This is a genomic window from Tritonibacter litoralis (assembly GCF_009496005.1).
Lineage (GTDB): Bacteria > Pseudomonadota > Alphaproteobacteria > Rhodobacterales > Rhodobacteraceae > Epibacterium > Epibacterium litoralis.
Genome location: NZ_WIBF01000011.1, coordinates 136,513 through 159,715, shown reverse-complemented (window position 1 = coordinate 159,715; position 23,203 = coordinate 136,513). Strand labels below are relative to the sequence as shown.

The window sequence follows — 23,203 nt, the reverse complement described above, 5'->3', positions numbered from 1 at the left end:
ACACCCAAACAGCCCCAAACCCGACATTGATCGAAATAAAGGCAGATTATCAGTCCCATCCTAAAACGGAGCAGAAAGCCCACTATGGCCAAAAGCCAAACCACGTCCCGGATCCAGAAACGTAACCGTGCAACCATTCGCGAGGCTGCCCTGGATGTCTTTTCCCAAAGCGGTTTTCGCGGTGCCACCGTGGATCAAATTGCCAAAGCTGCGGGGCTAAGCAAACCAAACCTCCTTTATTATTACCCATCAAAAGACGCCATTTTTACAGCAGTCTTGTCTGAACTTCTGGACAATTGGCTTGCCCCGCTCCAAGCGCTGGATCCCAACGGCGACCCGATTACCGAAATCCAGGCCTATGTTGCGCGCAAGCTGGAAATGAGCCGCGACTTCCCCCGGGAAAGCCGCCTCTTTGCCAATGAAATCGTCCAGGGCGCACCGCGCATGCTCGACACGCTTTCAACCGATCTCAAGACCCTGGTCGACGAAAAATCCGCAGTGATCGACCAATGGATGGCGGCCGGTAAGTTAAACCGCATTCACAGCAAACATCTTTTGTTTTCGATCTGGGCCCTGACCCAGCATTACGCGGATTTCGAAACCCAGGTGCGCACGCTGATGGAAGACGAAGACCCCTTTGATGCGGCCCCGGCGTTCCTGGAAACGCTTTATACGCGGCTGTTGCGCCCTGAGAGCTAACTGAGAGCTGAGCGGCGGCCCAACCCAAGGCCGGACATTAGGCAAGACACCCGTCTTTCACCTTTTCCAAAATACTTATGCCCCGTCAGGGGCAACAGGGGCGCAGTTGCGCCCCTCTTCTTTTGTCATTCGGCCGCCATTGGATTGTTGGGATGGGTGGTCCAATTGCCATATTCTCCGCTCACAACCTCACCGGTGCGGGCATCCACCTGGCCTGTTGGCACCTCTTCCATTGTGATACAGCCTTCCACCGGGCAGACATTGACGCATAGGTTACAGGCAACGCATTCCTCATCCTTGACCGAAAACACCCGGTCCTCGGACATGGCAATGGCCTGATGCGACGTGTCTTCGCACGCCGCATAACAACGTCCGCATTTGATACAATCCGCCTGGTTGATTTTAGCCTTGGTGACATAGTTCAGATCCAGATACTGCCAATCGGTGACATTTGACGCGGCCATGCCTTTGAAATCCTGAATGGAGGCATAGCCCTTTTCATCCATCCATTCCGACAGGCCCGTGATCATCTCTTTGACCACACCAAACCCATAGGTCATCGCAGCCGTACAGACCTGAACATTTCCCGCCCCCAAGGCGATGAACTCTGCCGCATCACGCCAGGTGGTGACACCGCCGATGGCCGAAATCGGAAGCTGCGCGGTTTGCGGATCCCGGGCAATTTCAGCTACCATATTCATCGCAATGGGTTTGACCGCCGGACCGCAATAGCCGCCATGGGTGCCCTTGCCACCAATCATCGGCTCGGGCGCCATCTGATCCAAATTAACCGAGGTGATCGAGTTAATGGTATTGATCAGGCTCACCGCATCCGCATTGCCTGCATGGGCCGCACGCGCCGGATAGCGGATGTCTGTGATGTTTGGTGTCAGCTTCACAATCACCGGCCGGTCATAATATTGTTTACACCATTCCGTGACCATCTGAATGTATTCGGGCACCTGCCCCACGGCCGATCCCATGCCGCGCTCTGCCATCCCATGGGGGCAGCCAAAGTTCAGCTCAATCCCATCAGCATTGGTTTCAGCCACACGCGGCAGGATCTTTTTCCAGGCTTCTTCTTCACAAGGCACCATGATCGAGGCGATCAGCGCCCGGTCTGGATAGTCCTTCTTCACACGGGTCATCTCTTCCAGGTTGACCTCAAGCGGACGATCCGTGATCAGTTCGATATTGTTCAAACCCAGCAGTCGCCGATCCGCGCCCCAGATCGCGCCATAGCGCGGGCCATTCACATTGACGACCGGCGGGCCCTCTGCGCCCAATGTTTTCCAGACCACACCGCCCCAACCGGCCTCAAAGGCGCGGCGGACGTTGTATTCTTTGTCCGTCGGCGGTGCCGAGGCCAGCCAGAACGGGTTTGGAGATTTTATACCAAGAAATTCTGTCGTAAGGTCAGCCATTTATCAGCTCCTTTTCATGCTTGCCTGGATCCATAACAGGACCCGGCTGGCTCAGCCCATGAGGCTCGCGTGAATGTCCATAGCGGCGTCGCGCCCTTCGGCCACGGCGGTCACCGTCAGATCTTCCCCGCCCGAGGCACAGTCGCCCCCGGCCCAGACCCCATCCACCGAGGTGCGACCTGTGTCAGACACCTGGATCTTGCCCCCCACGAGGGCGAGGCCTTGCGGTGCCCCTTCCAGCGTTTGGCCAATTGCCTTGAACACCTGATCCGCCGCCAGACGCGTGGTCTCTCCGGTGCCGGTGACACGGCCATCCACCACCTGCGTATACTCCAATTCAATCTCAGCCGATGCGCCGTTGCCCAGAATTTCCCGAGGCATGACGTTGAACATCAGCTTCACGCCTTTGGACGCGGCAAGGTCCTGTTCGAACCGGCTTGCGCCCATGGCATCGCGTCCCCGGCGGTAGGCGATGGTGACGTTTTCCGCCCCCAGCAATTTGGATTGCACTGCCGCATCAACCGCAGTCATGCCGCCACCTATGACCACAACATTTCGCCCAACCGGGAGCGCGCTCAGCTCATCGGCCTGTCGTACATCTTCGATGAAATCGACCGCATCCCGCACGCCGTCTTTGTCTTCGCCCGCTGCGCGCAGCGTATTGACGCCCGCCAGACCGATGGACAGAAAGACCGCGTCATAATCGGCCTTCAGGCCATCAAGGGTCAGACCTTTGCCAAAGCCCTTGTCGTATTCAATGGTGATGCCACCGATCTGCATCAGCCAGGCAACTTCCCGCGCGGCAAATTCATTGGTGGACTTATAGGCGGCGATGCCAAATTCGTTCAGACCGCCGGCTTTGGATTTATGCTCAAACACCACAACGTCATGGCCCTTCATCGCCAGACGGTGCGCCGCAGACAGCCCTGCGGGACCCGCTCCGACAACCGCAACCTTCTTCCCTGTGGTGGCGTCCCGCGTAAACGGATGGACGCCCTTCTCCATTAGCGTATCCGTGGCAAAACGCTGAAGGCGGCCAATTTCCACCGGCTTGCCCTCGGCAGTTTCGCGCACGCAAACCTCTTCGCACAGCGTCTCGGTCGGGCAGACCCGTGCGCACATGCCGCCCAGGATGTTTTGTTCCAAGATCGTCTTGGCCGCCGCTGTGGGTTGGCCGCCCTGGATCTCACGTATGAACTGTGGGATGTCGATGGATGTCGGACAGGCCTGCATGCAAGGCGCGTCAAAGCAAAAGTAACAGCGATCTGCGGCCACCGCAGCTTCGTGCGCGTCAAAGGGGTGATGCAGGTCCTCGAAATTCGTGGCGATATCATCGGCCGTCAATCGCCCGGCCTGGATACCTGATGCCTGATGGCTGTGTGCCATTGGGTGTCTCCCTGTCTTTTTCTGACAATCAGAGTGACAGGTTTCATTTTTTTATCAACTGGTAAAATTTTTTCGAGATCGCGCCACAGGGGAGCAGCTGTGCTCGATGAGGAATAAACAGTTGGATTACCGCCACAAATCGCCAAGCATATTTTTTCAGCATCTCCCGCATTGACTGCGATCAGACGCAAAAAAACCGCCCATGCGCGGCACAGACGGTTTTCAAACGCAACTCTCTTCGGCCAAAGCCGATGGCAGCTTACGCCATGCCAAGCGCTTCTTTGTACATCTCCAACACCGCCTCTTCTTCGGCGATATCGTCCTTGTCGCGCTTGCGCAGCGCGATCACCTTGCGCATGACTTTGGTGTCGTATCCACGCGCCTTAGCTTCGGCCATCACCTCTTTTTGCTGCTCGGCCAGCGCTTTCTTTTCTTCATCCAGACGCTCAAACTGCTCGATGAACTGACGCAGCTCGCCTGCGGTGACACGGTAGGTTTCGCTCTTTTCGTCTTCGGTGATGTCCATAGGGGCTCCATGCGCATCCTGCTCGATGCATGTGCTTTGAAAACAGATTTGACACTGGATACTCGGCTGTTTCACCCGCTGCAAGTCTGGATGGAACCGCACAGGGAGGTTTGGCAGGGAATTGCGAGCGCAATTGCTCAGTTGCACTTGGCCCAAAGACCCCTTAAGCCAAGCCTCCGAGGGAGACAGCAGTCAACGGAGACCTGAGGCATGGAAATTCTAGTATGGGTGGGCGCCGCCATTTCCTTGGCAGGTCTGGTTGGGCTTTTGGGCTGTATTGCCAAGGTCGCCCTGGCAAAACGTAAAAACCTCAGCGACGAAGAGCTCCGCGCTGAGGTTCAGAAAGTCATCCCCTACAATATGGGTGCATTGCTGCTGTCAGTGTTGGGGCTGATCTGTGTGATGGTTGGGTTGTTCCTGGCCTAAAGCTGTGGTGGCAGCCCTGGCCAGGTCTGCCCCGTTAGATCGGCATATTGTCGAACATCTGTTCCGCAGCCTGCTCCTCCAGCATGCTGTCTAGGCGACGTAGGCGTGACGGCACATCGGCCCCGCTTTGTCGGAGATCGCGCAGCACCGCACGCAATTGTGGTTGAAAGCTTAAACGACCAGTGTCCGACGCAGCCAGGATTTGTTGTTCCAGGTGCTTCGCATAGGTCAGCAGTTCACTCGTATTCATGATGTGTCCTCCCTACACTCATGTAAGCTTGATCATAGCCGACAATTTCCAAAATCAAAGATTTGATTATGAAAGCCGCTGCAACATGCCCACGTATTGATTAAAGTACGCGCACTGGCACCCCGCACAACCTTTGGTTGCTCGATTTGCAGAATTTTTTTGTTTGAATTGTCAAAGAAACAGCATATGTGTAAAAACACATTCACATATCTACATATCTAATCAGATGACAAGGAACCGATATGCAACCCTCCGTGCGTGGCTTCTTTGACAAGGCGACAAACACGATCTCATATGTCGTCACGGCCCCAGGTGAAAAAACCTGTGCAATCATTGACTCGGTCTTGGACTATGATCCAGCTGCCGGGCGAACCGACACCGCCTCAGCCGATGAGATCATCGCCTGGGTCACTGCAAACGACCTGACTGTGGCGTGGATCCTCGAAAGCCACGTGCATGCGGACCACCTCTCAGCCGCGCCCTATCTACAGAACAAGTTGGGCGGTAAAATTGGCATCGGTCGCAATATTACAATCGTACAGGACACCTTTGGCAAAGTCTTCAACGAAGGCACCGCGTTTCAGCGCGACGGCAGCCAGTTTGATCAGCTGTTTGAAGAAGGCGATACTTTCTCCATCGGCGCGCTGGAAGGTCGGGTTCTGCACACGCCGGGACATACGCCGGCTTGTCTGACCTATGTGATCGGCGACGCGGCCTTTGTTGGTGATACGCTGTTCATGCCCGACTTCGGCACCGCGCGCTGTGATTTCCCCGGTGGGAGCTCGGAAACCCTTTACCAGTCCATCCAAAAGATCCTGGCGCTGCCGGATGACACCCGGATCTTTGTTGGCCACGACTATATGGCGCCGGGCCGCGATGAATACGCCTGGGAGACAACCGTCGCGGAACAAAAAGCGCTGAACGTCCATATTGGCGCGGGCAAAACCATCGAGGAATTTGTAGCGATGCGCGACAGCCGTGATGCGACCCTGGGCATGCCCCGCCTGATCCTCCCGTCGCTGCAGGTCAACATGCGGGCAGGCAATATGCCCGAGCCCGAAGATGACGGTTCGGTCTACCTCAAAGTGCCAGTGAACAAGCTGTAAGGAGCACCAAAACATGCAAAGTGATTGGATTTGGGGTCTTGTCGGTGGCGGGCTCATTGGATTGGCCGGAGCAGTTCTTCTGCTTGGCAATGGGCGGATCATGGGGGCCAGCGGCATCCTGGGCGGTTTGCTCACCAAAGGTGGCGAAGCCACGGCCCGCATTGAACGCTTGGTCTTTGTCGCTTGTGTGATCGCCGTCCCTGCCCTGCTGCATTATGGGGCAAATGTGTCGGTTGAGGCTGAGGTCACTTCAAACCTTGGCCTCTTGCTGGGCGCGGGCCTGCTGGTTGGGCTTGGCACCCGACTGGCCAATGGCTGCACATCTGGACATGGTGTCTGCGGTATTTCACGTCTTTCGCTGCGGGGCCTGTTGGCCACGATCCTGTACATTGGAGCCGGCGCGGCAACCGTCGCGGTGATGCGCCACCTGTTTGGAGCTTTCTCATGACACGTTTGATTGTGGCCGCCCTGTCCGGCGGGCTGTTCGGAGCGGGCCTGTTTCTGTCCGGCATGACAAACCCGGCCAAAGTTCAGGGGTTTCTGGATCTGTCACGGGCCTGGGATCCAACGCTCATCTTTGTGATGGGGGGCGCGCTGATCCCCATGGCGATTGCCTGGCAGATGACCGCGGGCCGCGTGCCGCTTATGGGGGGGCAATTTCCGGCCCCGCCCCGCACCGAGTTTGACCGCAAGCTGATCCTTGGCTCTGTCCTGTTTGGCGTCGGTTGGGGGCTGGTCGGTCTGTGCCCTGGCCCGGCAATTGCATCCCTCAGCTACCAGGGGGTCAGCGGTGCTCTCTTTTTCATCGCGATGTTGTGTGGCATGCAATTGTCCCCTCATGTGTCGATCCAACTGGACCGGTCCACTGCAAACGCGTAAGACAAATCCATGGACATACGTACACTAACACCCCGCTATTCGGTCTCCCCGCAAATCGCGGTTGAGGATGTTCCCGCCATTGTTGAAGCTGGTTTCAAAACCGTTATTTGCAACCGCCCGGACGCGGAAGTCCCGCCCAGCCATCAGGCTTTGGCGTTGCAAGACGCGGTTGAGGCCGCAGGTCTGAAATTTGAAGTCCTGCCGTTGACCCACCAGACCATGACCCCGGAAAACGTTGCCGCGCAGCGCGACATGTATGAAAACAATCCGGGCCCTGTGCTGGCCTATTGCGCCTCCGGAACACGCTGTTCCGTGGTCTGGGCCTTGGGGCAAGTTGGCGATCTTGGCGTTGATGCGGTGCTGAGCACTGCGGCAGAGGCTGGGTACGACCTGTCGAACCTGCGTCCTGCGCTTACCTCCCTGGCCTGATCCCTTCGCCGATTTAAAACAAACAACGCGGGCCCATTTGGTCCGCGTTTGCGTTCATGTGTCAGAGCATCGCTTGATGTTCACGTCAGGAAGGTGGACCTGTGACCATTCAGCCCAACGCAGGTTAAACGGGGCTGACCGTTCAATCAGTTGTCACCACCCAGGCCCGCAAGCTCGGAAATCTCTGCGGCTGCTTCGTCTGGATTAAAATCAAGGTCACTGTCGATATCAGGCAGCGCACCCAGATCCGCTCCTAAATCTCCGCCCAGATCACCGCCAAAGTCACCAAGCGGTGCCAGTTCATCCACGCCGCCCAAATCATCAAGACCACCGCCAAGGTCGCCGCCCAGATCACCACCCAGGCCACCGCCTAGATCGCCTCCAAGATCACCCCCGCCAAATCCTCCCAGATCACCCATGTCCTGCAAGCCATCTGCTGCGACTTCCAGGTCCAGGGTGGGTTGGCTCAAGGCGCTGGGAGCCGGGCCCACGACCGAGCCAAATTCACCGCTTTGTTGGGTTTCCGGTGGAGCCTTACTTGGACCAACGCTCATACGAACCGCCCGCGCGCCGTTCATCTGCCCAAGTCGTCCTTGCGCAATACTGCGGCCGTCAATGGTCTGCAAATCAGTCTCATACAAAAACGCATGATCCAGAGGAATCATGTCACCGATACTCAGAGTTGAAAACTCTTTCAGCGGGACATTGACCTTGCACAACACCGCGCTCAACTCTGCGCGCAAAGAGTTCATATTCGCCCCCAACGATCGGCCAACCGTCGGCTCGTCAGAGTCGTCGACAATCTTGGGCTCCGGCAAGACCAGAACCAGTTCGCCCTGCATCATCCCGCCAGCCAAATCGACCGTGACACGGATTACGCGGTAATCTTCACCCTCAAGCCCCAGAATCAAGTTACGCACAGCGTCGATTTGCGCGCCGAATTTATACCCCGCAAAGGTTTTGCTGTCGCCTTCGCCTTCAAGGAGCGATGTCACCTTCTCAAAAGTGCGCTCCAGAAATTCCGCCATCATGGCAGCATCGGTTGGCGTGTAATTGCGCCCGTCTGAACCAAGGCCCAGAACTTGCCCCATGGTTTGCTGCTGGATCAGTGCCGTGACCAAAGCCGCGTCCAATGACGCCGCGCCAATCCGGCCATGTGGCCCATCCAGCACGATCAGCAGGTCGCGATCGGACAAATGGGATGTCAGGTCTTCCGGAGTGGCGTTGGCCTGCCGGGCAGCGATCACCCCCAAAGGCAGTTCGCACAGATCCGCGGCCGCCCGCGCGAGAGAGCGCCGCAGAGCCTTGAGCGTCAAAGAGCTGCCAAGCGTCTTTGTCCCCTCTTTGGTCGCTGCCAGCTTCTTGGCCAAGACATTGATCATGTCGCCAGAAGAGTCTGCTTTGATTGATTCAGCCATAGAGATCAGCCTGCACCGGTTCGTGCCCCTTTTCCAAAAGGTCTAACGACAGGTGGTTACTAAGATCTTTACGCGATGCAGCTATTTACCAATTTCGGCCCCAACCGGCAAAGAAACCCGGAACGCTGCGCCCCCTTTGCCACGCATGTATTCAATATCGCCGCCAAGGCGTTCCATGATCTCGCGACAAATGGCCAGTCCCAAGCCGGCGCCTCCGGCTTTTTCTGGGCTAACCCTCGAGAATTTCTCAAAAATCATCTGCTGATGTTCTTCCGGGATGCCTTGGCCATTGTCGATAAAATCAACAAAAACACCAGTGCCGAATTTTTGCACACGAATGGTCAAACTTGGATGAATCGCGTCACAATACTTCTGCGCATTGGCAATCAGGTTGATGAAAACCTGCGCGAGTCGGTCAAGATCAGATGCAACCCTGACATGTTCAATGGACCCGTTGCGCTTCACCTCCAACGGTTCAGCAACACCGGTCAAAGCAGTGGCCACAGCACGGTCCAAAACGTCAGCAAGATCGCCGTTTTCATAGTTCAGCGTCACTTGACCGTTTTCCAGAACGCTTAGATCCAGCAGATCGTCCAACAGGCGCGACAACCGCCGCGCCTCATCATGAATGATACCGGCATAACGTTTCTTGTCCTCTGGGGCCATCGTTTCAGCGTCCCGCAGGATCTCGGAAAAGGCCCGGATGGACGTCATCGGCGTGCGCAGCTCATGGCTCACCTGGCTCAGGAAGGAATCCTTCTGGGCCGAGATCTGCGTCAGCTTATCGTTGGAAATCCGCAGCTTGCGCGCAGTATCTTCCAGCTTGGCAGACTGCAGCTCCAATTGGTTGGAGTATTCCAGCATCTGCGCCGTTTCATCCGCAACGGCCATCAGGTCCTGGACCGAAACAGATGAACCGCCCACAATCTGGCCAATCATCGCATGGGACGCCGCCGCCCCAATCGAGCCGCTCAGCTCACGCTCCAGCCGCTCCAGAAACGTTGGCGTCGGTTCGGGCAAAGCACCGCGCCCGCCTTGACGCTCTCGTTCGGAATCAAAAAACGCCTGCGCCTCGCGCGAGCCGAGGATGCGTTGGGACATCACCATCAGATCTTCGGACTGCGCCACCGAACCGCTCCACCCACGGGGGCCTGCGGAATGTTCAAAGACATGTACAAATTGCGCGCCCTGCAAGCGTTCCAGCGGGCTGGGGAACCCCAGCAGGGACACGGCGCAAAAGACCACCGTGTTAAAGCTGAGCGACCAGAACACCGCATGCACGGTTGGATCCAGCCCCTCAAGCCCGAACAAAGCATGTGGTCTGAGCCACGCCACCCCCCAGGGTCCGTTATGCATGACCGAGTCACTGAACACGCCCTGCCCCATGGCCGGCAACAACATGCAGTAGAGCCACACGGTAAAGCCAACCGCGATACCAGCCAGCGCGCCATTGCGGGTCGCGCCGCGCCAAAACAATCCTCCCACCAGCGCCGGCAGGATTTGGGAAATCCCGGCAAAGGCCACCAGACCGATGGTGACCAGCGCCGCGCCGCCACCGCTGAGGCGGTAATACAGATACCCCAGCGCCATGATCAGGCCGATACACAGGCGGCGTGCATAAAGCACCACGTTGCGCACATCCCCCGAAACAGACGCGCCCGGCGACTGGTTGCGCAGCCAGATCGGCATCACGATGTGGTTTGACACCATGGTCGACAACGCCATAGCCGCAACGATCACCATCGAGGTCGCGGAGGAAAACCCACCCAAAAACGACAACATCGCCAGACCGTTCTGCCCCAGGCTCAAGGGAATGGCGAGCACAAAGAGATCGGGGTTTGTGTTTTCGGGCATGATCTGCAGACCAATGGCCGCAATCGGCAAGACAAACAGCGACATCAACATCAGATAAAGCGGAAACGCCCAGGACGCCGTGCGCAAATGCCGTTCATCCTCGTTTTCCACCACGGTAACCTGAAACATGCGCGGCAGGCACACAAAGGCGGCAGCCGACAGGAAGATCAGCGTGCTCCACCGTCCGGCATCCACATGCCAGCTGCCAATAGGCGAGCGGTCGATCTGTTCGAGCGTCGGGCCAATGCCACCACCGATGCCCCAGACGACAAAGATGCCGACAGCCAGCAAAGCCACCAGTTTCACAATCGCTTCCAGCGCGACGGCCGTCACAACCCCGTGATGGCGTTCGTTGGCGTTCAGATTGCGCGTCCCAAACAGGATCGCAAAGGCCGCCAGTCCAACCGCCACCCCAAACACTGTATTGGTGTCGCTGAACCGGCTGCTGGGATCGGCCTCGGCAAAAATTGCAAAAGACAGGGTAATCGACTGCAATTGCAGTGCAATGTAAGGCGTCACACTGATCACCGCCAACAGGGTCACCCCAATGGCCAGCGTGTTGGATTTCCCATAGCGCGCCGACAGAAGGTCAGCGATCGAGGTGATACGCTGGCTGCGCCCGACGCGCACCAGCTTTCTGAGGCCCCACCACCATCCAACCATAACCAGCGTTGGCCCCAGGTAGATGGTAATGAACTCAAGCCCCGACCGCGCGGCGTTGCCCACCGCACCATAAAAGGTCCAGGCGGTGCAATAGATCGACAAAGACAGCGTATAAATCAGCGGCGACCGCATCCACCGGGCGCTTTTTCCGCGGGCCGCCAAATGATCCGCGAAAAAGGCCACGATAAACAACAAGACCACATAGGCCAGGCAGACCAGAACCAGCGTGTTCAGAGATCCCATCAAGGCCCCTCTGCGTCATCGACAGGCGCATGTGGCGCATCGATCCAATGATGCGCCCATCGCCGCACAGCCAGGCCAAAGAACAAGGCCAGCAAAATCAACAGCAGCCAGACCGAGAAGACATAGATCAAAACCGTGGACATCGGCATGGGATCCGGTGACTCCGCCCGCTGTGGCCACATCAGCGGTACAGCCAGCAGCAGACCGCCCAGCACGGGCAGCATCCGCGACAGATCCATCAACCGCCGCCGCCGATAGGTCCGCCGATCCACAAAGGAGCTTTTTATTTCTCCTTCGCGCTCGGCCCCATCAGAGGCAATCAGCGTTGTTCGGCTTGCGCACATAAGTCACGCACAGCGGTCAGAACCTCTGCATTGGCAAAAGGTTTGGTCATAAAACGGGTCACACCCGCCTTTTCCGCCATTTCACGGTCCTTGATCTGGCCCCGTGCCGTCAGCATCAAGACCGGTAAGTCTTGGGCCCCATCCCGCTCTCGCAGTTCGCGCACGACATCCAGACCGCTTTTGCCCGGCAACATCAGATCCAAAATCACGATGTCCGGCTTCGCCGCCTCGATAAACTCAACCGCCGAGGCCCCATCTGCATGGGCCTCAACCGTCCAGCCATCGCGCAATAAAAGAAATCGAATGGCCTCAGTGATATTGGGCTCATCCTCGATCAATACGACATGTCTGCTCATCAGCAGCAAATCCTCCCCTGCACCGCCTCCCAGACGTGTCCGTCACGGCGCGTTTCATAGTCTTCAACGTAATCGCCTCACGCCCGTGCTGTCAAAACCCATCCCGCAGGATCGTTGGTTCACGGCGCGCATCACAACCTTCACGCGTACAAACCCGGCAACTCGCACCCACTGATACCGGCTCTTCTTTCTCATCGACCGATGGAAAAATCAACATCACCGCCTGAACCAAAGGATCCGTACCAAATCCTGCGGGACCAGCGTGCCAAGCATAGGCATAGCATACAAATTTCTGTCCGCCACGCCCCTGTTGCTCAATGACACGCCGCAACGGGATATGTGGCCGGCTCAGCGCTTGGTACAATGGCCACAACGGACAGGCCGCGCCATATTGCGGAATAGAGAAATTGCCAATGGGCCGACGCAACAAAGCGGCACCCGAGGCATCACATACGACACAGCCCACCTCGGTGCCCAGATCCTCCTCGGCCATCATGCCAAGACGCAACATCACATGTTCCAGCGGCACATTGAACTTTTGCGCCAATGCACCGGGTTCCGTCCCACATTCGGCGATCCCCGACATTAATAACCGCAGCGGCAGCCTGCGCATGTTGTGCCCATACCCTTCCAGAACACGTTGGGCGATGTCTTTGGCCACCTGGCTTTGCAGCTGCGGAGCGTGGGCCACCAGACTGGCTGGGGTTTCGCTTTCGGCTTCCAATGCTGGAAAATGATAGCTGTGATCCGCCAGAAACCGGTCCACTTCATCCTGCGGCATGCCCTGTTTGTCGGCGATCGTGTTTTCTTCATCCAAAAAGGACACAAGGGTGCGGCTGCTGTCCGCCAGACGCTGCGCATCTTGGTTCAAGTTCTGGTGAAACCGATCCAGCCATTCCGGTTCAAGCGGGTCATCGCTGGCAAGAATATCGGCCGTGGATCGGATGGCAGCGGCAGTGGACAGCATTTCATGGAGCGACGCCGCCAGTTGCGGGTCATGGGTCAACCGGTCTGACAGCACTTCGACCGTGCGCTCCAGAACACCAATCCGTCGATGCGACGTTGCCAGAACTTCGGCCCATCCCGGAAAGCGGCTGGCGAATTCTTCGGTGCGGTCCAGTTCCGCCACAGGGGCGCTGCCTTCTGACCCTGCTTCCCGCAGCGCGCTTAACAATGTCTCCTCGGCCCCTTCGGTAAGCATCGAAGGCTCCACGCCCAATGCTTGCGCAATGGCCACCAAAAGCTTGCCGCCGATTCTGCGCCTGTTGTGTTCGATGAGGTTCAAATAGGACGCGGAAATACCAACTTGACGCGCAAGATCCGCCTGACGCAAACCAAGCACAAGACGCCGCTCGCGGATTCGGCTTCCGGTTAACATATGTCGCGCCATATCCGCCCTCCCGGACAAAATTAGTAATATCAAACACTTTCTGCACTGCCGCATAAGTTAATTTACAGTATGCAACGGTTCACTGTGTATTTGTTTACATAATAATCCTTTCAGGCAAAGGTTTTATTGCGCAATTTTACAGGCCTCCCGCATAGTAAATTTGCACTTATCGTGCAGGCCAACACAGAAGTGAGGAGCTGTGATGGCCGATTTATGGGAGGAAAATATGGTTAATTCTAAACTATCGCGCCGCGGCGTGCTGAAGACTGGTGCCGTCACGAGCGCTGGTCTGGCTTTGCCGACAATTTTCACCGCGCAATCCGCGGCGGCGTATACCAACGAGCCGACAGGCAGCTCGGTCACTTTGGGCTTTAACGTGCCCCAGACCGGCCCCTATGCGGACGAAGGCGCTGATGAACTGCGGGCCTATCAGCTGGCGATCGAGCACCTGAACGGTGCTGGCGACGGCGGCATGCTGAACACCTTCAGCTCCAAAGCGCTACAAGGCAATGGCATCCTGGGCAAAGAGGTCAAATATGTGACCGGTGACACCCAGACAAAATCTGACGCGGCGCGCGCATCGGCCAAATCGATGATTGAAAAAGACGGCGCGGTTATGATCACCGGGGGCTCCTCCTCTGGTGTGGCTGTGGCTGTTCAGGCGCTCTGCCAAGAGGCGGGCGTGATCTTTATGGCGGGTCTGACCCACTCAAACGACACCACTGGTAAAGACAAGCGTGCCAATGGGTTCCGCCACTTCTTTAACTCCTACATGTCAGGTGCGGCGCTGGCGCCGGTTCTGGCAAATGCCTATGGCACCGATCGCAAAGCCTATCACCTGACCGCGGATTACAACTGGGGTTACACCACAGAAGAAGCGGTGAAATCGTCAACCGAGGCTATGGGCTGGGAAACTGTAGCAGCTGTAAAAACACCGCTGACACAGACGGATTTCTCGTCCTATATCGCGCCGGTTCTGCAATCGGGTGCCGACACGTTGGTTCTGAACCACTATGGCGGCAACATGGTGAACTCGCTGACCAACGCGGTTCAGTTCGGCCTGCGCGACAAGCAGGTGAACGGCAAAGATTTCCAAATCATCGTTCCGCTGTATTCCCGCCTGATGGCAAAGGGTGCCGGCGCCAACGTAAAAGGCATCTTTGGCTCCACCAACTGGCACTGGTCGCTGCAGGACGAAGGTTCCCAAGCCTTTGTACGCTCGTTTGGCACCAAATACGGCTTCCCGCCATCACAGGCTGCACACACCTGCTATGTTCAGACGCTGCTTTATGCGGATGCGGTTGAACGTGCTGGCTCCTTTGCGCCATGTGCTGTTGTCGAAGCGCTGGAGGACTATGAGTTCGACGGTCTGGGCAATGGTAAGACGCTGTATCGCGGCGCGGATCACCAGTGTTTCAAAGATGTGCTGGTTGTGAAGGGGAAAGAAAACCCGACGTCCGAGTTTGACCTTCTGGAAATCGTAGAAGTCACACCGGTTGGTCAGGTGACCTATGATCCGAACCACCCGCAATTCCAAGGCGGCGCGCTGGGATCCTGTAACAACGGCGCCTAAACGCTCTCAGAGCAGTAAAGCACTATTATACAGGTGACACAGTCGGCGGTGGGCCAACCACAATGGCCCCCGCCTCACGGCCGCCACTTCTGAACACATTGCCAAACAGACAACAACACGCAGATCTGCGCGTTTCTTTTGGCTTTTTTGAACTCACTGCTTCCAAAAGGGTGGGACAATGGACGCAATAATCCTCCAAGTACTCAACGGGCTTGATAAGGGCTCTGCCTACGCTCTGATTGCGCTGGGGCTGACGTTGATTTTTGGCACGCTCGGTGTCGTCAACTTTGCTCATGGTGCGCTGTTTATGATTGGCGCTTTCTGCGCTGTTACACTTTCCCGGATCCTGACCCTGAGCCACACGGTGATTGACGAGACACGCAAAGATTTCCTCGGCAATCCGCTCAAGGTTGATGTTCCCTATGTACACGACCTTTTTGGCGTCGAGACGGGAGATGCGATTATCGATTGGGCGGTGCCGCTGTCCCTGCTGTTCGCCATTCCGATCATGATCGCTGTCGGCGTGATTATGGAACGTGGCTTGATCAAACACTTCTACAAACGCCCCCATGCGGACCAGATTCTGGTAACCTTTGGTCTGGCGATTGTGCTGCAGGAAGTGATCAAATACTTCTATGGCGCGAACCCAATCCCGACCCCGGCCCCAGCGGCCTTCAAAGGCTCCTTTGATTTCGGAGCAGCCATCGGGTTTGACCCCAATGTGATCATCTACCCCTATTGGCGGATTATCTATTTTGGCTTTGCTGCTGTGATCATCGGCGGAGTCTTTTCCTTCCTGCAATTCACCACATTCGGCATGGTGGTGCGTGCTGGCATGGCCGACCGCGAGACCGTGGGCCTGTTGGGCATCAATATCGACCGTCGCTTTACCATCATGTTTGGTGTCGCCGCTGCCGTCGCTGGGCTTGCAGGTGTCATGTATACGCCGATCAACTCACCCAATTACCATATGGGCATGGACTTTCTGGTATTGTCCTTTGTTGTGGTGGTCGTGGGCGGCATGGGCAGCCTGCCCGGTGCGGTGCTCGCAGGCTTCTTGCTGGGCATCCTGGAAAGCTTTGCCTCCATGCGTGAAGTGATCGCAATCATCCCCGGCATCAACCAGGTCATCATCTATTTGATTGCCATTATCATTCTTCTCACCCGCCCCCGTGGCCTGATGGGTCGCAAAGGCGTGATGGAGGACTAAGACTATGTTCAAACTCGAAAAAAGCGATCTCAGCCTGCTCATCATTGTGGCAGTACTGACCCTCTTTGCCCCGTTTATCCTGAACCCCTTCCCGGCAGACAGCGCCATGTCGCAGTTCAACGCAGGCTACCCGGATCTGATGCAACGCTTTGTGATCTTTGGAATCTTTGCGGTGGGCTTCAATATCCTCTTTGGCCTCACCGGCTACCTCTCCTTTGGCCATGCGGCCTTTCTGGGGGTCGGGTCTTATGCCGCGATCTGGATGATGAAGCTGCTGACGATGAATGTAATCCCGGCAATCGTCGCTTCGGTTGTTGTGGCGGGGCTGATCAGCTTTCTGGTGGGGTGGATCTCGCTGCGCCGCTCGGGCATCTACTTTTCCATCCTGACCTTGGCCTTTGCCATGATGATGTATCAATTGGCCTATTCCGACCTCTTCGGGCAGCTCTTTGGGGGTATTCTGACGGGCGGGGAAACCGGTCTGCAGCCCAAAGTCGCAGATCCCCGTATTCTGGATGCGCCACTTGACCCCGGAGCAAACCCCAAGGCACATCTGTTTGGCCTGGAAATGGGATCCAGTTTCAAACTGGACATCGCAGGCTGGCAGTTCACATTTAACGCGGGCTACTACATCGCAGCCTTTGCCATGCTCTGTGCCTTTTACCTGTCGATCCGCATCTTCCGTTCGCCTTTTGGCATGATGCTGCGGGCGGTGAAATCCAACCAGCAGCGCATGAACTACACCGGTCTGAACTCCAAACCCTACACGCTGGCGGCCTTTGTGATCTCTGGCATGTATGCGGGTCTTGCTGGCGGGCTTCTGGTGGCAATGGACACCCAAGTGGGCGCGGAACGCATGTTCTGGACCGCATCCGGCGAAGTTGTGATCATGACCATCCTTGGCGGTGTGGGCTCGTTGATCGGACCGGTCTTGGGCGCGGGCGTGTTGAAGTACATGGAAAACATCCTGTCCAAGATCAACAAAGGGGTTCTGGAAACCTGGTTCTCCTTCATGCCGGATGGGATGTCTGACTTCTTCATCGCGATCACCAACCTCTTTGTGGGTAAGCAATGGCACATTACAACCGGTGTCATCTTTATGCTGGTGGTGATCTACCTGCCCGGTGGTCTGGTCGAAGGCGGTCGCCGTCTGGGTAACCGCTTCCAACGGTCTGGCAAAGAACGCCAGAACCACACCAAGCCTGCAGAATAAGGAGCTGACAGATGGGTATTCTTGAAGTCAAAAACGTCGGCAAGCGCTTTGGTGGTCTGCAGGCTCTGTCCGAGGTAAACCTCTCCATCAAAGAGAACTCGGTCCATGCAATCATCGGCCCAAACGGTGCGGGCAAATCCACCCTGCTCAACTGCCTTGTCGGCAAGCTGATCCCAGACACTGGATCGGTCATGTTCGACGGGCGGTCGGTTCTGGGGCGCGCGCCATTTGAGATCAATCAGATGGGCATCAGTCGCGTGTTCCAGACGCCTGAAATCTTTGGAGATCTGAGCGTTCTGGAAAACATGATGATCCCCTGCTTTGCCAAACGGGATGGCGCGTTTGAAATGAACGCCTTTTCCGATGTGATGTCGCAAAAAGACGTTCTGGAAAAAGCCGAACACATGCTGGAAGAGATGAATATGGCCGACAAACGCCATATGCACTCGGCCTCTCTGTCGCGTGGGGACAAACGACGGTTGGAAATCGGCATGTGTCTGAGCCAGGAACCGCGTTTGCTGTTGTTGGATGAACCCACCGCAGGCATGGCCCGGGCGGATACCAATAACACCATCGATCTGCTGAAACAGATCGCAGCAGATCGCGACATCACCATCGCCATTATCGAGCATGACATGCATGTTGTGTTCTCCCTCGCCAACCGGATTACGGTTCTGGCGCAGGGCACACCCTTGGTGGAAGACGACCCGGAAAACATCCGCGGCAACCCGAAGGTACGCGAAGCGTACTTGGGTGAATCGGCGTAAGGAAAGGACAAGAGATGAATGTAAAACCCGACTTTTCCAAAAACGCCAATATGGCCACCACCGCACCGGCCTTTTTGTCGGTCTGGGACATGCACGCCTATTACGGCGAAAGCTATATCGTGCAGGGCATCAACTTTAACGTCCACGAAGGTGAAATCCTTGCGCTTTTGGGCCGCAACGGCGCTGGCAAAACCTCAACCCTGCGGTCCATCGCGCGCACCGGATCCCCAATGGTGACGCAAGGGGAGATCTGGCTGGACCACAAACCGTTGCACCTGATGACCTCTTATGAGGCCGCAACCGCAGGTCTGGGTCTGGTGCCCGAAGACCGGCGCATCATTCCGGGCCTCACGGTGGAAGAAAACCTGCAGCTCGCCCAGATTGCGCCCCCGATCGGCTGGTCCATCGAACGGCTTTATGATCTGTTCCCTCGCCTTGGCGAACGGCGCAAACAGGAAGGTGTGACCCTTTCGGGAGGGGAGCAGCAAATGCTGGCCATCGCCCGAGCGCTGGCCCGCGACATCAAAGTTCTGTTGCTGGATGAACCCTATGAAGGTCTGGCCCCTGTGATCGTGGATGAGATTGAAAAGACGCTTATCCACATCAAGGAACAGGGCATGACCACAATCATCGTGGAACAAAACGCCGTGCGTGCGCTGGAACTGGCAGACCGTGCGGTCATCCTGGACACAGGCGGCATTGTGTTTGACGGCACCGCTTCGGAAGTTCTGGAAAACCACGAGTTGCGCGCCGAATACCTCGCCATCTGATTTGCAATCTCTTCCTTCCAGCTGACAGCACCGCAAGAGATTGCCGGCCGCCCTTTCATCAGGGCGGCCTTTTTTGTGATCATCACTGCCTTTCTCCATAAACCATAGTTATAAACACACGCTTTCAGAGGGTTATAGAACGCTCCGCCTATTTCGAAATGGAGCTGCAGCCGCAATGTCACTGCAACGGAGCGCAGATCCGCGCCCCGAATTCTCGACACCATAACCTCTGATAAATGGAGTGACACCTATGACATTTACCACGATCAAAACCGCCGCCTGTGTATTGGCCACCGCAATTGCTGTGCCGCTTGTAGCGCTCGCCTCCGATACGTCCATTGATCCCAAGTTCGAGGCCCAGATCCGTGAAACCCTGACCGCTCAAGGGTTCGAAGTGCGCAAGATCGAGGTCGAAGATGAGCTGTTTGAAGCCTATGCGCTGAAAGACGGACAAAAGTACGAGGTCTATATGAATGCGGATCTGGAGATCATGAAAATCGAAGAAGATTGATGCCTCGCACTTGCATTCTGGGGCGCCTTTGTGGCGCCTCTTCCTCTTTCTTACAACGATACTCCAAAGGAGCTGACGATGCGTAGTTTTTACGTCTGGGACGCCTTTGTCCGAATTTTTCATTGGTCTTTGGCGGGGCTTTTTCTGGCAAACGCAATTTTTTTGGATCCTGACGCGCAAATCCATCGCTGGGTTGGCTATGGGGTTATGGCGCTTGTCCTGTTGCGTCTGGTCTGGGGGTTTGTCGGCAGCGAACACGCCCGGTTTAAAAATTTTCCTCCGGATGCGCGCCATTCGATGGAGCAAATCAAAGACATGATCGCAGGGCGGCAAAAACCACACGCGGGTCATTCGCCCCTTGGGGCATTGATGATCTACAATCTTTTTGCCACGATTTTGGCAATTGGTGCCACCGGCTACCTGATGACCACAAACACGTTCTGGGGTGTCGCTTGGCCCGAAGAACTGCACGAAGCTTTGGTGACCTGGGCCGAAATATCCGTGGCACTCCACATCCTTGCGGTCATTTTTGAAAGCCACCGGAACAAAGTCGATCTGGCGGGCTCGATGGTCACAGGCTACAAAGAGCTGCCCATACAACATTCCCAGGAGCCCCAGAACTGATGCAGTCCGATCCGGCCAGGCCCGCCATCCTTGTCCCCCTTATTGTTGTGCAAAGCCTCTGTGCCATTGTGTTTCTTGGGGATATCATCGGTGATGTATTGGTGCCGGACGTGGGTGAAGACGAAGGTCGCCATGTTATTTTTGAAATCCTGGCGACCTTTGGTCTGATCGCTGCGATCTTCTTTGAAATCCGGATCCTAAGACGGCTCACACAGCAAAGAGCACGCTTGGAAACGGCCCTATCCGACGCACAATCCGCCGTATTTGACGTGATCGAAGCCCAGTTTGACCTTTGGGCCCTGTCCCCCGCAGAACGCGATGTGGCAACTTTCCTGGTCAAAGGGTTGAGCACTGCAGAAATTGCAGAAATGCGCGGCAGCAAGGAAGGGACAGTCAAAGCACAGCTCAATGCGATTTATCGCAAATCCGGCTGTGCCAATCGATCAGAAGTCATGAGCCAACTGATTGATACGTTGATGGGACGCCGCGACGTCACAGCGTAACACCTTGCAGGATCACTGAAACGCTTCCTATACCGGTCGGGGTGCGCTAAAAAACTCCCATGACGGAATTCGCTTTTGATCACGCACCCGTAGGCCTTGCGGTCCTTGAAAACCGGGTCATCAGGACCTGCAACCTGCAGTTCGCGACCACCTTTTGTGGCACCCCAAAAGATTTCATCAACCGCACCATCGCCGAGCTGTACCCGAGCCAGGAAGATTTCCAACGGATTGGCACGGTTTTGCAGCAACTGGATGCACCAAAAGACACCTATACGGACGAGCGGATCATGCGGCGCAGCGATGGCAGCTTGTTTTGGTGTCGGGTCCGGGGCCGGTCAACCTCGCCCGAGAGCCCGTTTGAGACAGGTGTCTGGTCCTTTGTCGACATTTCCCAGGACCGCCCGGTTGTCAGCCTGACCCCGCGCGAACGTGAGGTGGCGATCCTGACCTGCCGGGGCCTGTCCGCCAAAGAGATCGGCAAGGAATTGGACCTGTCCTATCGCACCATCGAAACCCACCGCGCGCATCTTCTGACCAAGTTCGGCGCCCGTAAGCTTCCGGAATTGGTGGCCAAATTGTCCGGCACGCCATTGTGACCGGAGACATATTGCAAATCCGCTGCCAAAACGCCATTTAACGCTACATTCAAGAGTGCTTTTCATGGGCAAAAGCTTGCCTTATAAGCACCCTGATTTCCAAACCCGCCCCGCATGGTGGGTCGTCGGAACCGGCTGAGGACAAAATGACAAACAAAACTCATGACGCAGACGTAGCATTCATCAAAGCACTGGCTGAACTGCTGCGGGACAACGATCTTACTGAACTGCAGGTGAAACGGGATTATGGTGAAGATGACAGCTTGAACGTTCGCGTTTCGCGTCAAACGGCTGTGGCCGCACCGGTTCAGGTACAAATGCCCGCCGCAGCCCCTGCCGCCGCCCCCATCGCAGCTGCGGCACCGGCCGCCGCGGCCGCGGCTGAGGCCAACAACGAAGATCCCGCATCCCATCCGGGTGCTGTGACCTCGCCCATGGTGGGCACCGTTTATCTGCAGGCGGAACCGGGCGCACCTGCGTTCATCAAAGTGGGTGATAAGGTCGGTGAAGGCGAAACCCTTCTGATCGTCGAAGCCATGAAGACCATGAACCACATCCCTGCCCCCAAAGCGGGCACTGTGAAACGTATCCTGGTCGAAGACGGTGCTGCTGTCGAATTCGGATCGCCGCTGGTCATCGTCGAGTAAGGACGGGACATGTTTGACAAAATCCTGATTGCCAACCGGGGAGAGATCGCGCTGCGCGTGATCCGTGCCTGCCGGGAAATGGGCATCAAATCAGTTGCGGTGCATTCCACCGCCGATTCCGATGCAATGCATGTGCGTATGGCCGATGAATCCGTCTGCATCGGCCCGCCCTCTGGCGCCCAAAGCTATCTGTCGATTCCTGCGATCATTTCCGCCTGTGAAATCACCGGCGCACAAGCGATCCACCCTGGCTATGGCTTCCTGTCTGAAAATGCGAATTTTGTGCAGATCGTTGAAGATCACGGTCTGACGTTCATTGGCCCCTCGGCCAAACACATCAGCCAGATGGGTGACAAGATCACCGCCAAAGACACGGCCAAAGCGTTGGGCATTCCCTGCGTGCCGGGCTCTGATGGGGGTGTTCCCGATATTGCCACGGCCAAGACGGTTGCGGCCGACATGGGCTATCCTGTCATCATCAAAGCCACCGCCGGTGGTGGTGGGCGCGGCATGAAAGTCGCCGAGACCGAAGCCGATCTGGAAGTTGCTTTCCGCACTGCGCGCTCGGAAGCCAAGGCCGCCTTTGGCAATGACGAAGTCTACATGGAGAAATACCTCCAGAAGCCGCGTCATATCGAGATCCAGGTCTTTGGCGATGGCCAGGGCAACGGCGTGCATTTGGGCGAACGCGACTGCTCGCTGCAACGTCGCCACCAGAAAGTGTTTGAGGAAGCCCCCGGCCCCTGCATCACCCCGGAAGAGCGCGCCAAGATCGGCAAGATCTGCGCCGATGCAATTGGGCAAATGGGCTATCGCGGTGCGGGCACCATCGAATTCCTTTATGAGGATGGTGAGTTCTATTTCATCGAGATGAACACCCGTCTGCAGGTGGAACACCCGGTCACCGAATCGATCTTTGGTGTTGATCTGGTGCGCGAACAGATCCGCGTGGCCGAAGGCATGCCGCTGTCGTTCACCCAGGACGAGCTGGAGATCAACGGCCACTCGATCGAAGTGCGGATCAACGCCGAACGTCTGCCAAATTTCGCCCCCTGCCCGGGCAAGATCACCGCGTTCCATGCGCCGGGTGGTCTGGGCGTTCGGATGGATTCGGCGCTTTATGACGGCTATTCGATCCCGCCTTATTACGACAGCCTGATCGGCAAGTTGATCGTCCATGGCCGCGACCGTCAGGAAGCGCTGGCGCGTCTAAACCGCGCGTTGGGGGAACTCATCGTGGATGGTGTCGACACCACTGTGCCGCTGTTCCACGCGCTTCTGCAGGAAGCCGAAATCCATTCCGGTGAGTATAACATTCACTGGCTGGAACGCTGGCTGGAAAGAAATCTGCAAGCCTGATAGGCTTTTGGCTCAAGCGAGGCGCGCTCCGGCGCGC

At 56.6% G+C, this 23,203-nt stretch carries 26 protein-coding genes; 17 read left to right on the top strand and 9 right to left on the bottom strand.

Features of this window, described 5'->3' with window-relative positions; genetic code table 11:
* Positions 1–84 precede the first annotated feature (84 nt).
* Positions 85–699 carry a TetR family transcriptional regulator C-terminal domain-containing protein gene (locus tag GFB49_RS16390; RefSeq protein WP_153217005.1) on the top strand — a complete coding sequence of 205 codons (615 nt, stop codon included), beginning with the start codon at positions 85–87 and terminating at the stop codon, positions 697–699.
* A 125-nt stretch (positions 700–824) separates the two neighbouring features.
* On the opposite strand, the gene preA is transcribed toward GFB49_RS16390, so the two are convergent.
* The 3 genes from preA to GFB49_RS16370 form a co-directional block, all read right to left on the bottom strand.
* Complete coding sequence (preA, locus tag GFB49_RS16385) at positions 825–2,123, bottom strand: NAD-dependent dihydropyrimidine dehydrogenase subunit PreA (RefSeq protein WP_153217004.1); 1,299 nt, start codon at positions 2,121–2,123, stop codon at positions 825–827.
* A gap of 51 nt (positions 2,124–2,174) precedes the next feature.
* Entirely contained in the window at positions 2,175–3,509 is a 1,335-nt protein-coding gene (locus GFB49_RS16380; protein WP_153217003.1) for an NAD(P)-dependent oxidoreductase, read from the bottom strand.
* A 259-nt stretch (positions 3,510–3,768) separates the two neighbouring features.
* Positions 3,769–4,035 carry a DUF2312 domain-containing protein gene (locus GFB49_RS16370; RefSeq protein ID WP_153217001.1) on the bottom strand — a complete coding sequence of 89 codons (267 nt, stop codon included), beginning with the start codon at positions 4,033–4,035 and terminating at the stop codon, positions 3,769–3,771.
* Positions 4,036–4,245: 210 nt separating this feature from the next.
* On the opposite strand from GFB49_RS16370, the gene GFB49_RS16365 reads away from it, so the two are divergent.
* Positions 4,246–4,461 carry a hypothetical protein gene (locus GFB49_RS16365; protein WP_153217000.1) on the top strand — a complete coding sequence of 72 codons (216 nt, stop codon included), beginning with the start codon at positions 4,246–4,248 and terminating at the stop codon, positions 4,459–4,461.
* A gap of 34 nt (positions 4,462–4,495) precedes the next feature.
* On the opposite strand, the gene GFB49_RS16360 is transcribed toward GFB49_RS16365, so the two are convergent.
* Positions 4,496–4,711, bottom strand: coding sequence for a hypothetical protein (locus GFB49_RS16360; protein WP_153216999.1), 216 nt, complete (start codon positions 4,709–4,711; stop codon positions 4,496–4,498).
* A gap of 242 nt (positions 4,712–4,953) precedes the next feature.
* On the opposite strand from GFB49_RS16360, the gene GFB49_RS16355 reads away from it, so the two are divergent.
* The 4 genes from GFB49_RS16355 to GFB49_RS16340 are packed head-to-tail and all read left to right on the top strand — an operon-like array spanning position 4,954 to position 7,125.
* Positions 4,954–5,817 (top strand): MBL fold metallo-hydrolase, encoded by an 864-nt coding sequence (locus tag GFB49_RS16355; RefSeq protein WP_153216998.1) that lies wholly within the window; start codon positions 4,954–4,956, stop codon positions 5,815–5,817.
* A gap of 13 nt (positions 5,818–5,830) precedes the next feature.
* The gene (locus GFB49_RS16350; protein WP_153216997.1) at positions 5,831–6,265 is read left to right on the top strand and encodes a YeeE/YedE family protein; all 435 of its coding nucleotides are present in this window, start codon (positions 5,831–5,833) and stop codon (positions 6,263–6,265) included.
* Positions 6,262–6,696: a DUF6691 family protein gene (locus GFB49_RS16345; protein ID WP_153216996.1), complete on the top strand. Its 435-nt coding sequence runs from the start codon at positions 6,262–6,264 to the stop codon at positions 6,694–6,696. Before GFB49_RS16350 ends, GFB49_RS16345 begins: the two co-directional genes overlap by 4 nt.
* 9 nt (positions 6,697–6,705) lie before the next feature.
* The gene (locus tag GFB49_RS16340; protein ID WP_153216995.1) at positions 6,706–7,125 is read left to right on the top strand and encodes a protein tyrosine phosphatase family protein; all 420 of its coding nucleotides are present in this window, start codon (positions 6,706–6,708) and stop codon (positions 7,123–7,125) included.
* A gap of 146 nt (positions 7,126–7,271) precedes the next feature.
* On the opposite strand, the gene GFB49_RS16335 is transcribed toward GFB49_RS16340, so the two are convergent.
* The 5 genes from GFB49_RS16335 to GFB49_RS16315 all read right to left on the bottom strand — a co-directional run bounded on the left by GFB49_RS16335 (position 7,272) and on the right by GFB49_RS16315 (position 13,393).
* Positions 7,272–8,543, bottom strand: a complete 1,272-nt coding sequence (locus GFB49_RS16335; protein WP_153216994.1) for a FliM/FliN family flagellar motor C-terminal domain-containing protein — start codon at positions 8,541–8,543, stop codon at positions 7,272–7,274.
* Positions 8,544–8,624: 81 nt separating this feature from the next.
* On the bottom strand, positions 8,625–11,303 hold the full coding sequence (locus GFB49_RS16330; RefSeq protein WP_153216993.1) for a sensor histidine kinase: 2,679 nt from the start codon (positions 11,301–11,303) through the stop codon (positions 8,625–8,627).
* Positions 11,303–11,575 carry a hypothetical protein gene (locus tag GFB49_RS16325; RefSeq protein WP_343032610.1) on the bottom strand — a complete coding sequence of 91 codons (273 nt, stop codon included), beginning with the start codon at positions 11,573–11,575 and terminating at the stop codon, positions 11,303–11,305. Before GFB49_RS16325 ends, GFB49_RS16330 begins: the two co-directional genes overlap by 1 nt.
* Before the next feature lie 47 nt (positions 11,576–11,622).
* Positions 11,623–12,003 carry a response regulator transcription factor gene (locus GFB49_RS16320; RefSeq protein ID WP_153216992.1) on the bottom strand — a complete coding sequence of 127 codons (381 nt, stop codon included), beginning with the start codon at positions 12,001–12,003 and terminating at the stop codon, positions 11,623–11,625.
* Positions 12,004–12,094: 91 nt separating this feature from the next.
* Positions 12,095–13,393: a helix-turn-helix transcriptional regulator gene (locus tag GFB49_RS16315; RefSeq protein WP_153216991.1), complete on the bottom strand. Its 1,299-nt coding sequence runs from the start codon at positions 13,391–13,393 to the stop codon at positions 12,095–12,097.
* 226 nt (positions 13,394–13,619) lie between these two features.
* On the opposite strand from GFB49_RS16315, the gene GFB49_RS16310 reads away from it, so the two are divergent.
* The 11 genes from GFB49_RS16310 to accC all read left to right on the top strand — a co-directional run bounded on the left by GFB49_RS16310 (position 13,620) and on the right by accC (position 23,166).
* Positions 13,620–14,966, top strand: coding sequence for a substrate-binding protein (locus GFB49_RS16310; protein WP_153216990.1), 1,347 nt, complete (start codon positions 13,620–13,622; stop codon positions 14,964–14,966).
* A gap of 178 nt (positions 14,967–15,144) precedes the next feature.
* On the top strand, positions 15,145–16,176 hold the full coding sequence (locus tag GFB49_RS16305; protein ID WP_153216989.1) for a branched-chain amino acid ABC transporter permease: 1,032 nt from the start codon (positions 15,145–15,147) through the stop codon (positions 16,174–16,176).
* 4 nt (positions 16,177–16,180) lie between these two features.
* The gene (locus GFB49_RS16300) at positions 16,181–17,389 is read left to right on the top strand and encodes a branched-chain amino acid ABC transporter permease (protein WP_153216988.1); all 1,209 of its coding nucleotides are present in this window, start codon (positions 16,181–16,183) and stop codon (positions 17,387–17,389) included.
* Between the two features lie 11 nt (positions 17,390–17,400).
* Entirely contained in the window at positions 17,401–18,156 is a 756-nt protein-coding gene (locus tag GFB49_RS16295; protein WP_153216987.1) for an ABC transporter ATP-binding protein, read from the top strand.
* A 14-nt stretch (positions 18,157–18,170) separates the two neighbouring features.
* The gene (locus GFB49_RS16290; RefSeq protein ID WP_153216986.1) at positions 18,171–18,926 is read left to right on the top strand and encodes an ABC transporter ATP-binding protein; all 756 of its coding nucleotides are present in this window, start codon (positions 18,171–18,173) and stop codon (positions 18,924–18,926) included.
* A gap of 250 nt (positions 18,927–19,176) precedes the next feature.
* Positions 19,177–19,437: a PepSY domain-containing protein gene (locus GFB49_RS16285; protein ID WP_153216985.1), complete on the top strand. Its 261-nt coding sequence runs from the start codon at positions 19,177–19,179 to the stop codon at positions 19,435–19,437.
* A 78-nt stretch (positions 19,438–19,515) separates the two neighbouring features.
* Positions 19,516–20,061 (top strand): cytochrome b/b6 domain-containing protein, encoded by a 546-nt coding sequence (locus GFB49_RS16280; protein ID WP_153216984.1) that lies wholly within the window; start codon positions 19,516–19,518, stop codon positions 20,059–20,061.
* Positions 20,061–20,564, top strand: a complete 504-nt coding sequence (locus tag GFB49_RS16275; protein ID WP_153216983.1) for a helix-turn-helix transcriptional regulator — start codon at positions 20,061–20,063, stop codon at positions 20,562–20,564. Before GFB49_RS16280 ends, GFB49_RS16275 begins: the two co-directional genes overlap by 1 nt.
* Positions 20,565–20,623: 59 nt before the next feature.
* Entirely contained in the window at positions 20,624–21,160 is a 537-nt protein-coding gene (locus GFB49_RS16270) for a PAS and helix-turn-helix domain-containing protein (RefSeq protein WP_153216982.1), read from the top strand.
* Between the two features lie 146 nt (positions 21,161–21,306).
* Positions 21,307–21,807 carry an acetyl-CoA carboxylase biotin carboxyl carrier protein gene (gene accB, locus GFB49_RS16265; RefSeq protein ID WP_153216981.1) on the top strand — a complete coding sequence of 167 codons (501 nt, stop codon included), beginning with the start codon at positions 21,307–21,309 and terminating at the stop codon, positions 21,805–21,807.
* 9 nt (positions 21,808–21,816) lie between these two features.
* Positions 21,817–23,166, top strand: coding sequence for an acetyl-CoA carboxylase biotin carboxylase subunit (accC, locus tag GFB49_RS16260; RefSeq protein WP_153216980.1), 1,350 nt, complete (start codon positions 21,817–21,819; stop codon positions 23,164–23,166).
* Positions 23,167–23,203: the final 37 nt, after the last annotated feature.

What these genes read in the sequence shown, in the direction of transcription:
- GFB49_RS16340 (WP_153216995.1), top strand. Translation starts at nt 6,706, where the DNA reads ATGGACATACGTACACTAACACCCCGCTATTCGGTCTCCCCGCAAATC.
- GFB49_RS16300 (WP_153216988.1), top strand. Translation starts at nt 16,181, where the DNA reads ATGTTCAAACTCGAAAAAAGCGATCTCAGCCTGCTCATCATTGTGGCA.
- GFB49_RS16330 (WP_153216993.1), bottom strand. Translation starts at nt 11,303, where the DNA reads ATGGGATCTCTGAACACGCTGGTTCTGGTCTGCCTGGCCTATGTGGTC.
- GFB49_RS16390 (WP_153217005.1), top strand. Translation starts at nt 85, where the DNA reads ATGGCCAAAAGCCAAACCACGTCCCGGATCCAGAAACGTAACCGTGCA.
- GFB49_RS16320 (WP_153216992.1), bottom strand. Translation starts at nt 12,003, where the DNA reads ATGAGCAGACATGTCGTATTGATCGAGGATGAGCCCAATATCACTGAG.
- GFB49_RS16305 (WP_153216989.1), top strand. Translation starts at nt 15,145, where the DNA reads ATGGACGCAATAATCCTCCAAGTACTCAACGGGCTTGATAAGGGCTCT.
- GFB49_RS16370 (WP_153217001.1), bottom strand. Translation starts at nt 4,035, where the DNA reads ATGGACATCACCGAAGACGAAAAGAGCGAAACCTACCGTGTCACCGCA.
- GFB49_RS16380 (WP_153217003.1), bottom strand. Translation starts at nt 3,509, where the DNA reads ATGGCACACAGCCATCAGGCATCAGGTATCCAGGCCGGGCGATTGACG.
- GFB49_RS16275 (WP_153216983.1), top strand. Translation starts at nt 20,061, where the DNA reads ATGCAGTCCGATCCGGCCAGGCCCGCCATCCTTGTCCCCCTTATTGTT.
- GFB49_RS16285 (WP_153216985.1), top strand. Translation starts at nt 19,177, where the DNA reads ATGACATTTACCACGATCAAAACCGCCGCCTGTGTATTGGCCACCGCA.
- GFB49_RS16360 (WP_153216999.1), bottom strand. Translation starts at nt 4,711, where the DNA reads ATGAATACGAGTGAACTGCTGACCTATGCGAAGCACCTGGAACAACAA.
- GFB49_RS16280 (WP_153216984.1), top strand. Translation starts at nt 19,516, where the DNA reads ATGCGTAGTTTTTACGTCTGGGACGCCTTTGTCCGAATTTTTCATTGG.
- GFB49_RS16290 (WP_153216986.1), top strand. Translation starts at nt 18,171, where the DNA reads ATGAATGTAAAACCCGACTTTTCCAAAAACGCCAATATGGCCACCACC.
- GFB49_RS16270 (WP_153216982.1), top strand. Translation starts at nt 20,624, where the DNA reads ATGACGGAATTCGCTTTTGATCACGCACCCGTAGGCCTTGCGGTCCTT.
- preA (WP_153217004.1), bottom strand. Translation starts at nt 2,123, where the DNA reads ATGGCTGACCTTACGACAGAATTTCTTGGTATAAAATCTCCAAACCCG.
- GFB49_RS16310 (WP_153216990.1), top strand. Translation starts at nt 13,620, where the DNA reads ATGGTTAATTCTAAACTATCGCGCCGCGGCGTGCTGAAGACTGGTGCC.
- accB (WP_153216981.1), top strand. Translation starts at nt 21,307, where the DNA reads ATGACAAACAAAACTCATGACGCAGACGTAGCATTCATCAAAGCACTG.
- GFB49_RS16295 (WP_153216987.1), top strand. Translation starts at nt 17,401, where the DNA reads ATGGGTATTCTTGAAGTCAAAAACGTCGGCAAGCGCTTTGGTGGTCTG.
- GFB49_RS16355 (WP_153216998.1), top strand. Translation starts at nt 4,954, where the DNA reads ATGCAACCCTCCGTGCGTGGCTTCTTTGACAAGGCGACAAACACGATC.
- accC (WP_153216980.1), top strand. Translation starts at nt 21,817, where the DNA reads ATGTTTGACAAAATCCTGATTGCCAACCGGGGAGAGATCGCGCTGCGC.
- GFB49_RS16345 (WP_153216996.1), top strand. Translation starts at nt 6,262, where the DNA reads ATGACACGTTTGATTGTGGCCGCCCTGTCCGGCGGGCTGTTCGGAGCG.
- GFB49_RS16350 (WP_153216997.1), top strand. Translation starts at nt 5,831, where the DNA reads ATGCAAAGTGATTGGATTTGGGGTCTTGTCGGTGGCGGGCTCATTGGA.
- GFB49_RS16365 (WP_153217000.1), top strand. Translation starts at nt 4,246, where the DNA reads ATGGAAATTCTAGTATGGGTGGGCGCCGCCATTTCCTTGGCAGGTCTG.
- GFB49_RS16315 (WP_153216991.1), bottom strand. Translation starts at nt 13,393, where the DNA reads ATGGCGCGACATATGTTAACCGGAAGCCGAATCCGCGAGCGGCGTCTT.
- GFB49_RS16335 (WP_153216994.1), bottom strand. Translation starts at nt 8,543, where the DNA reads ATGGCTGAATCAATCAAAGCAGACTCTTCTGGCGACATGATCAATGTC.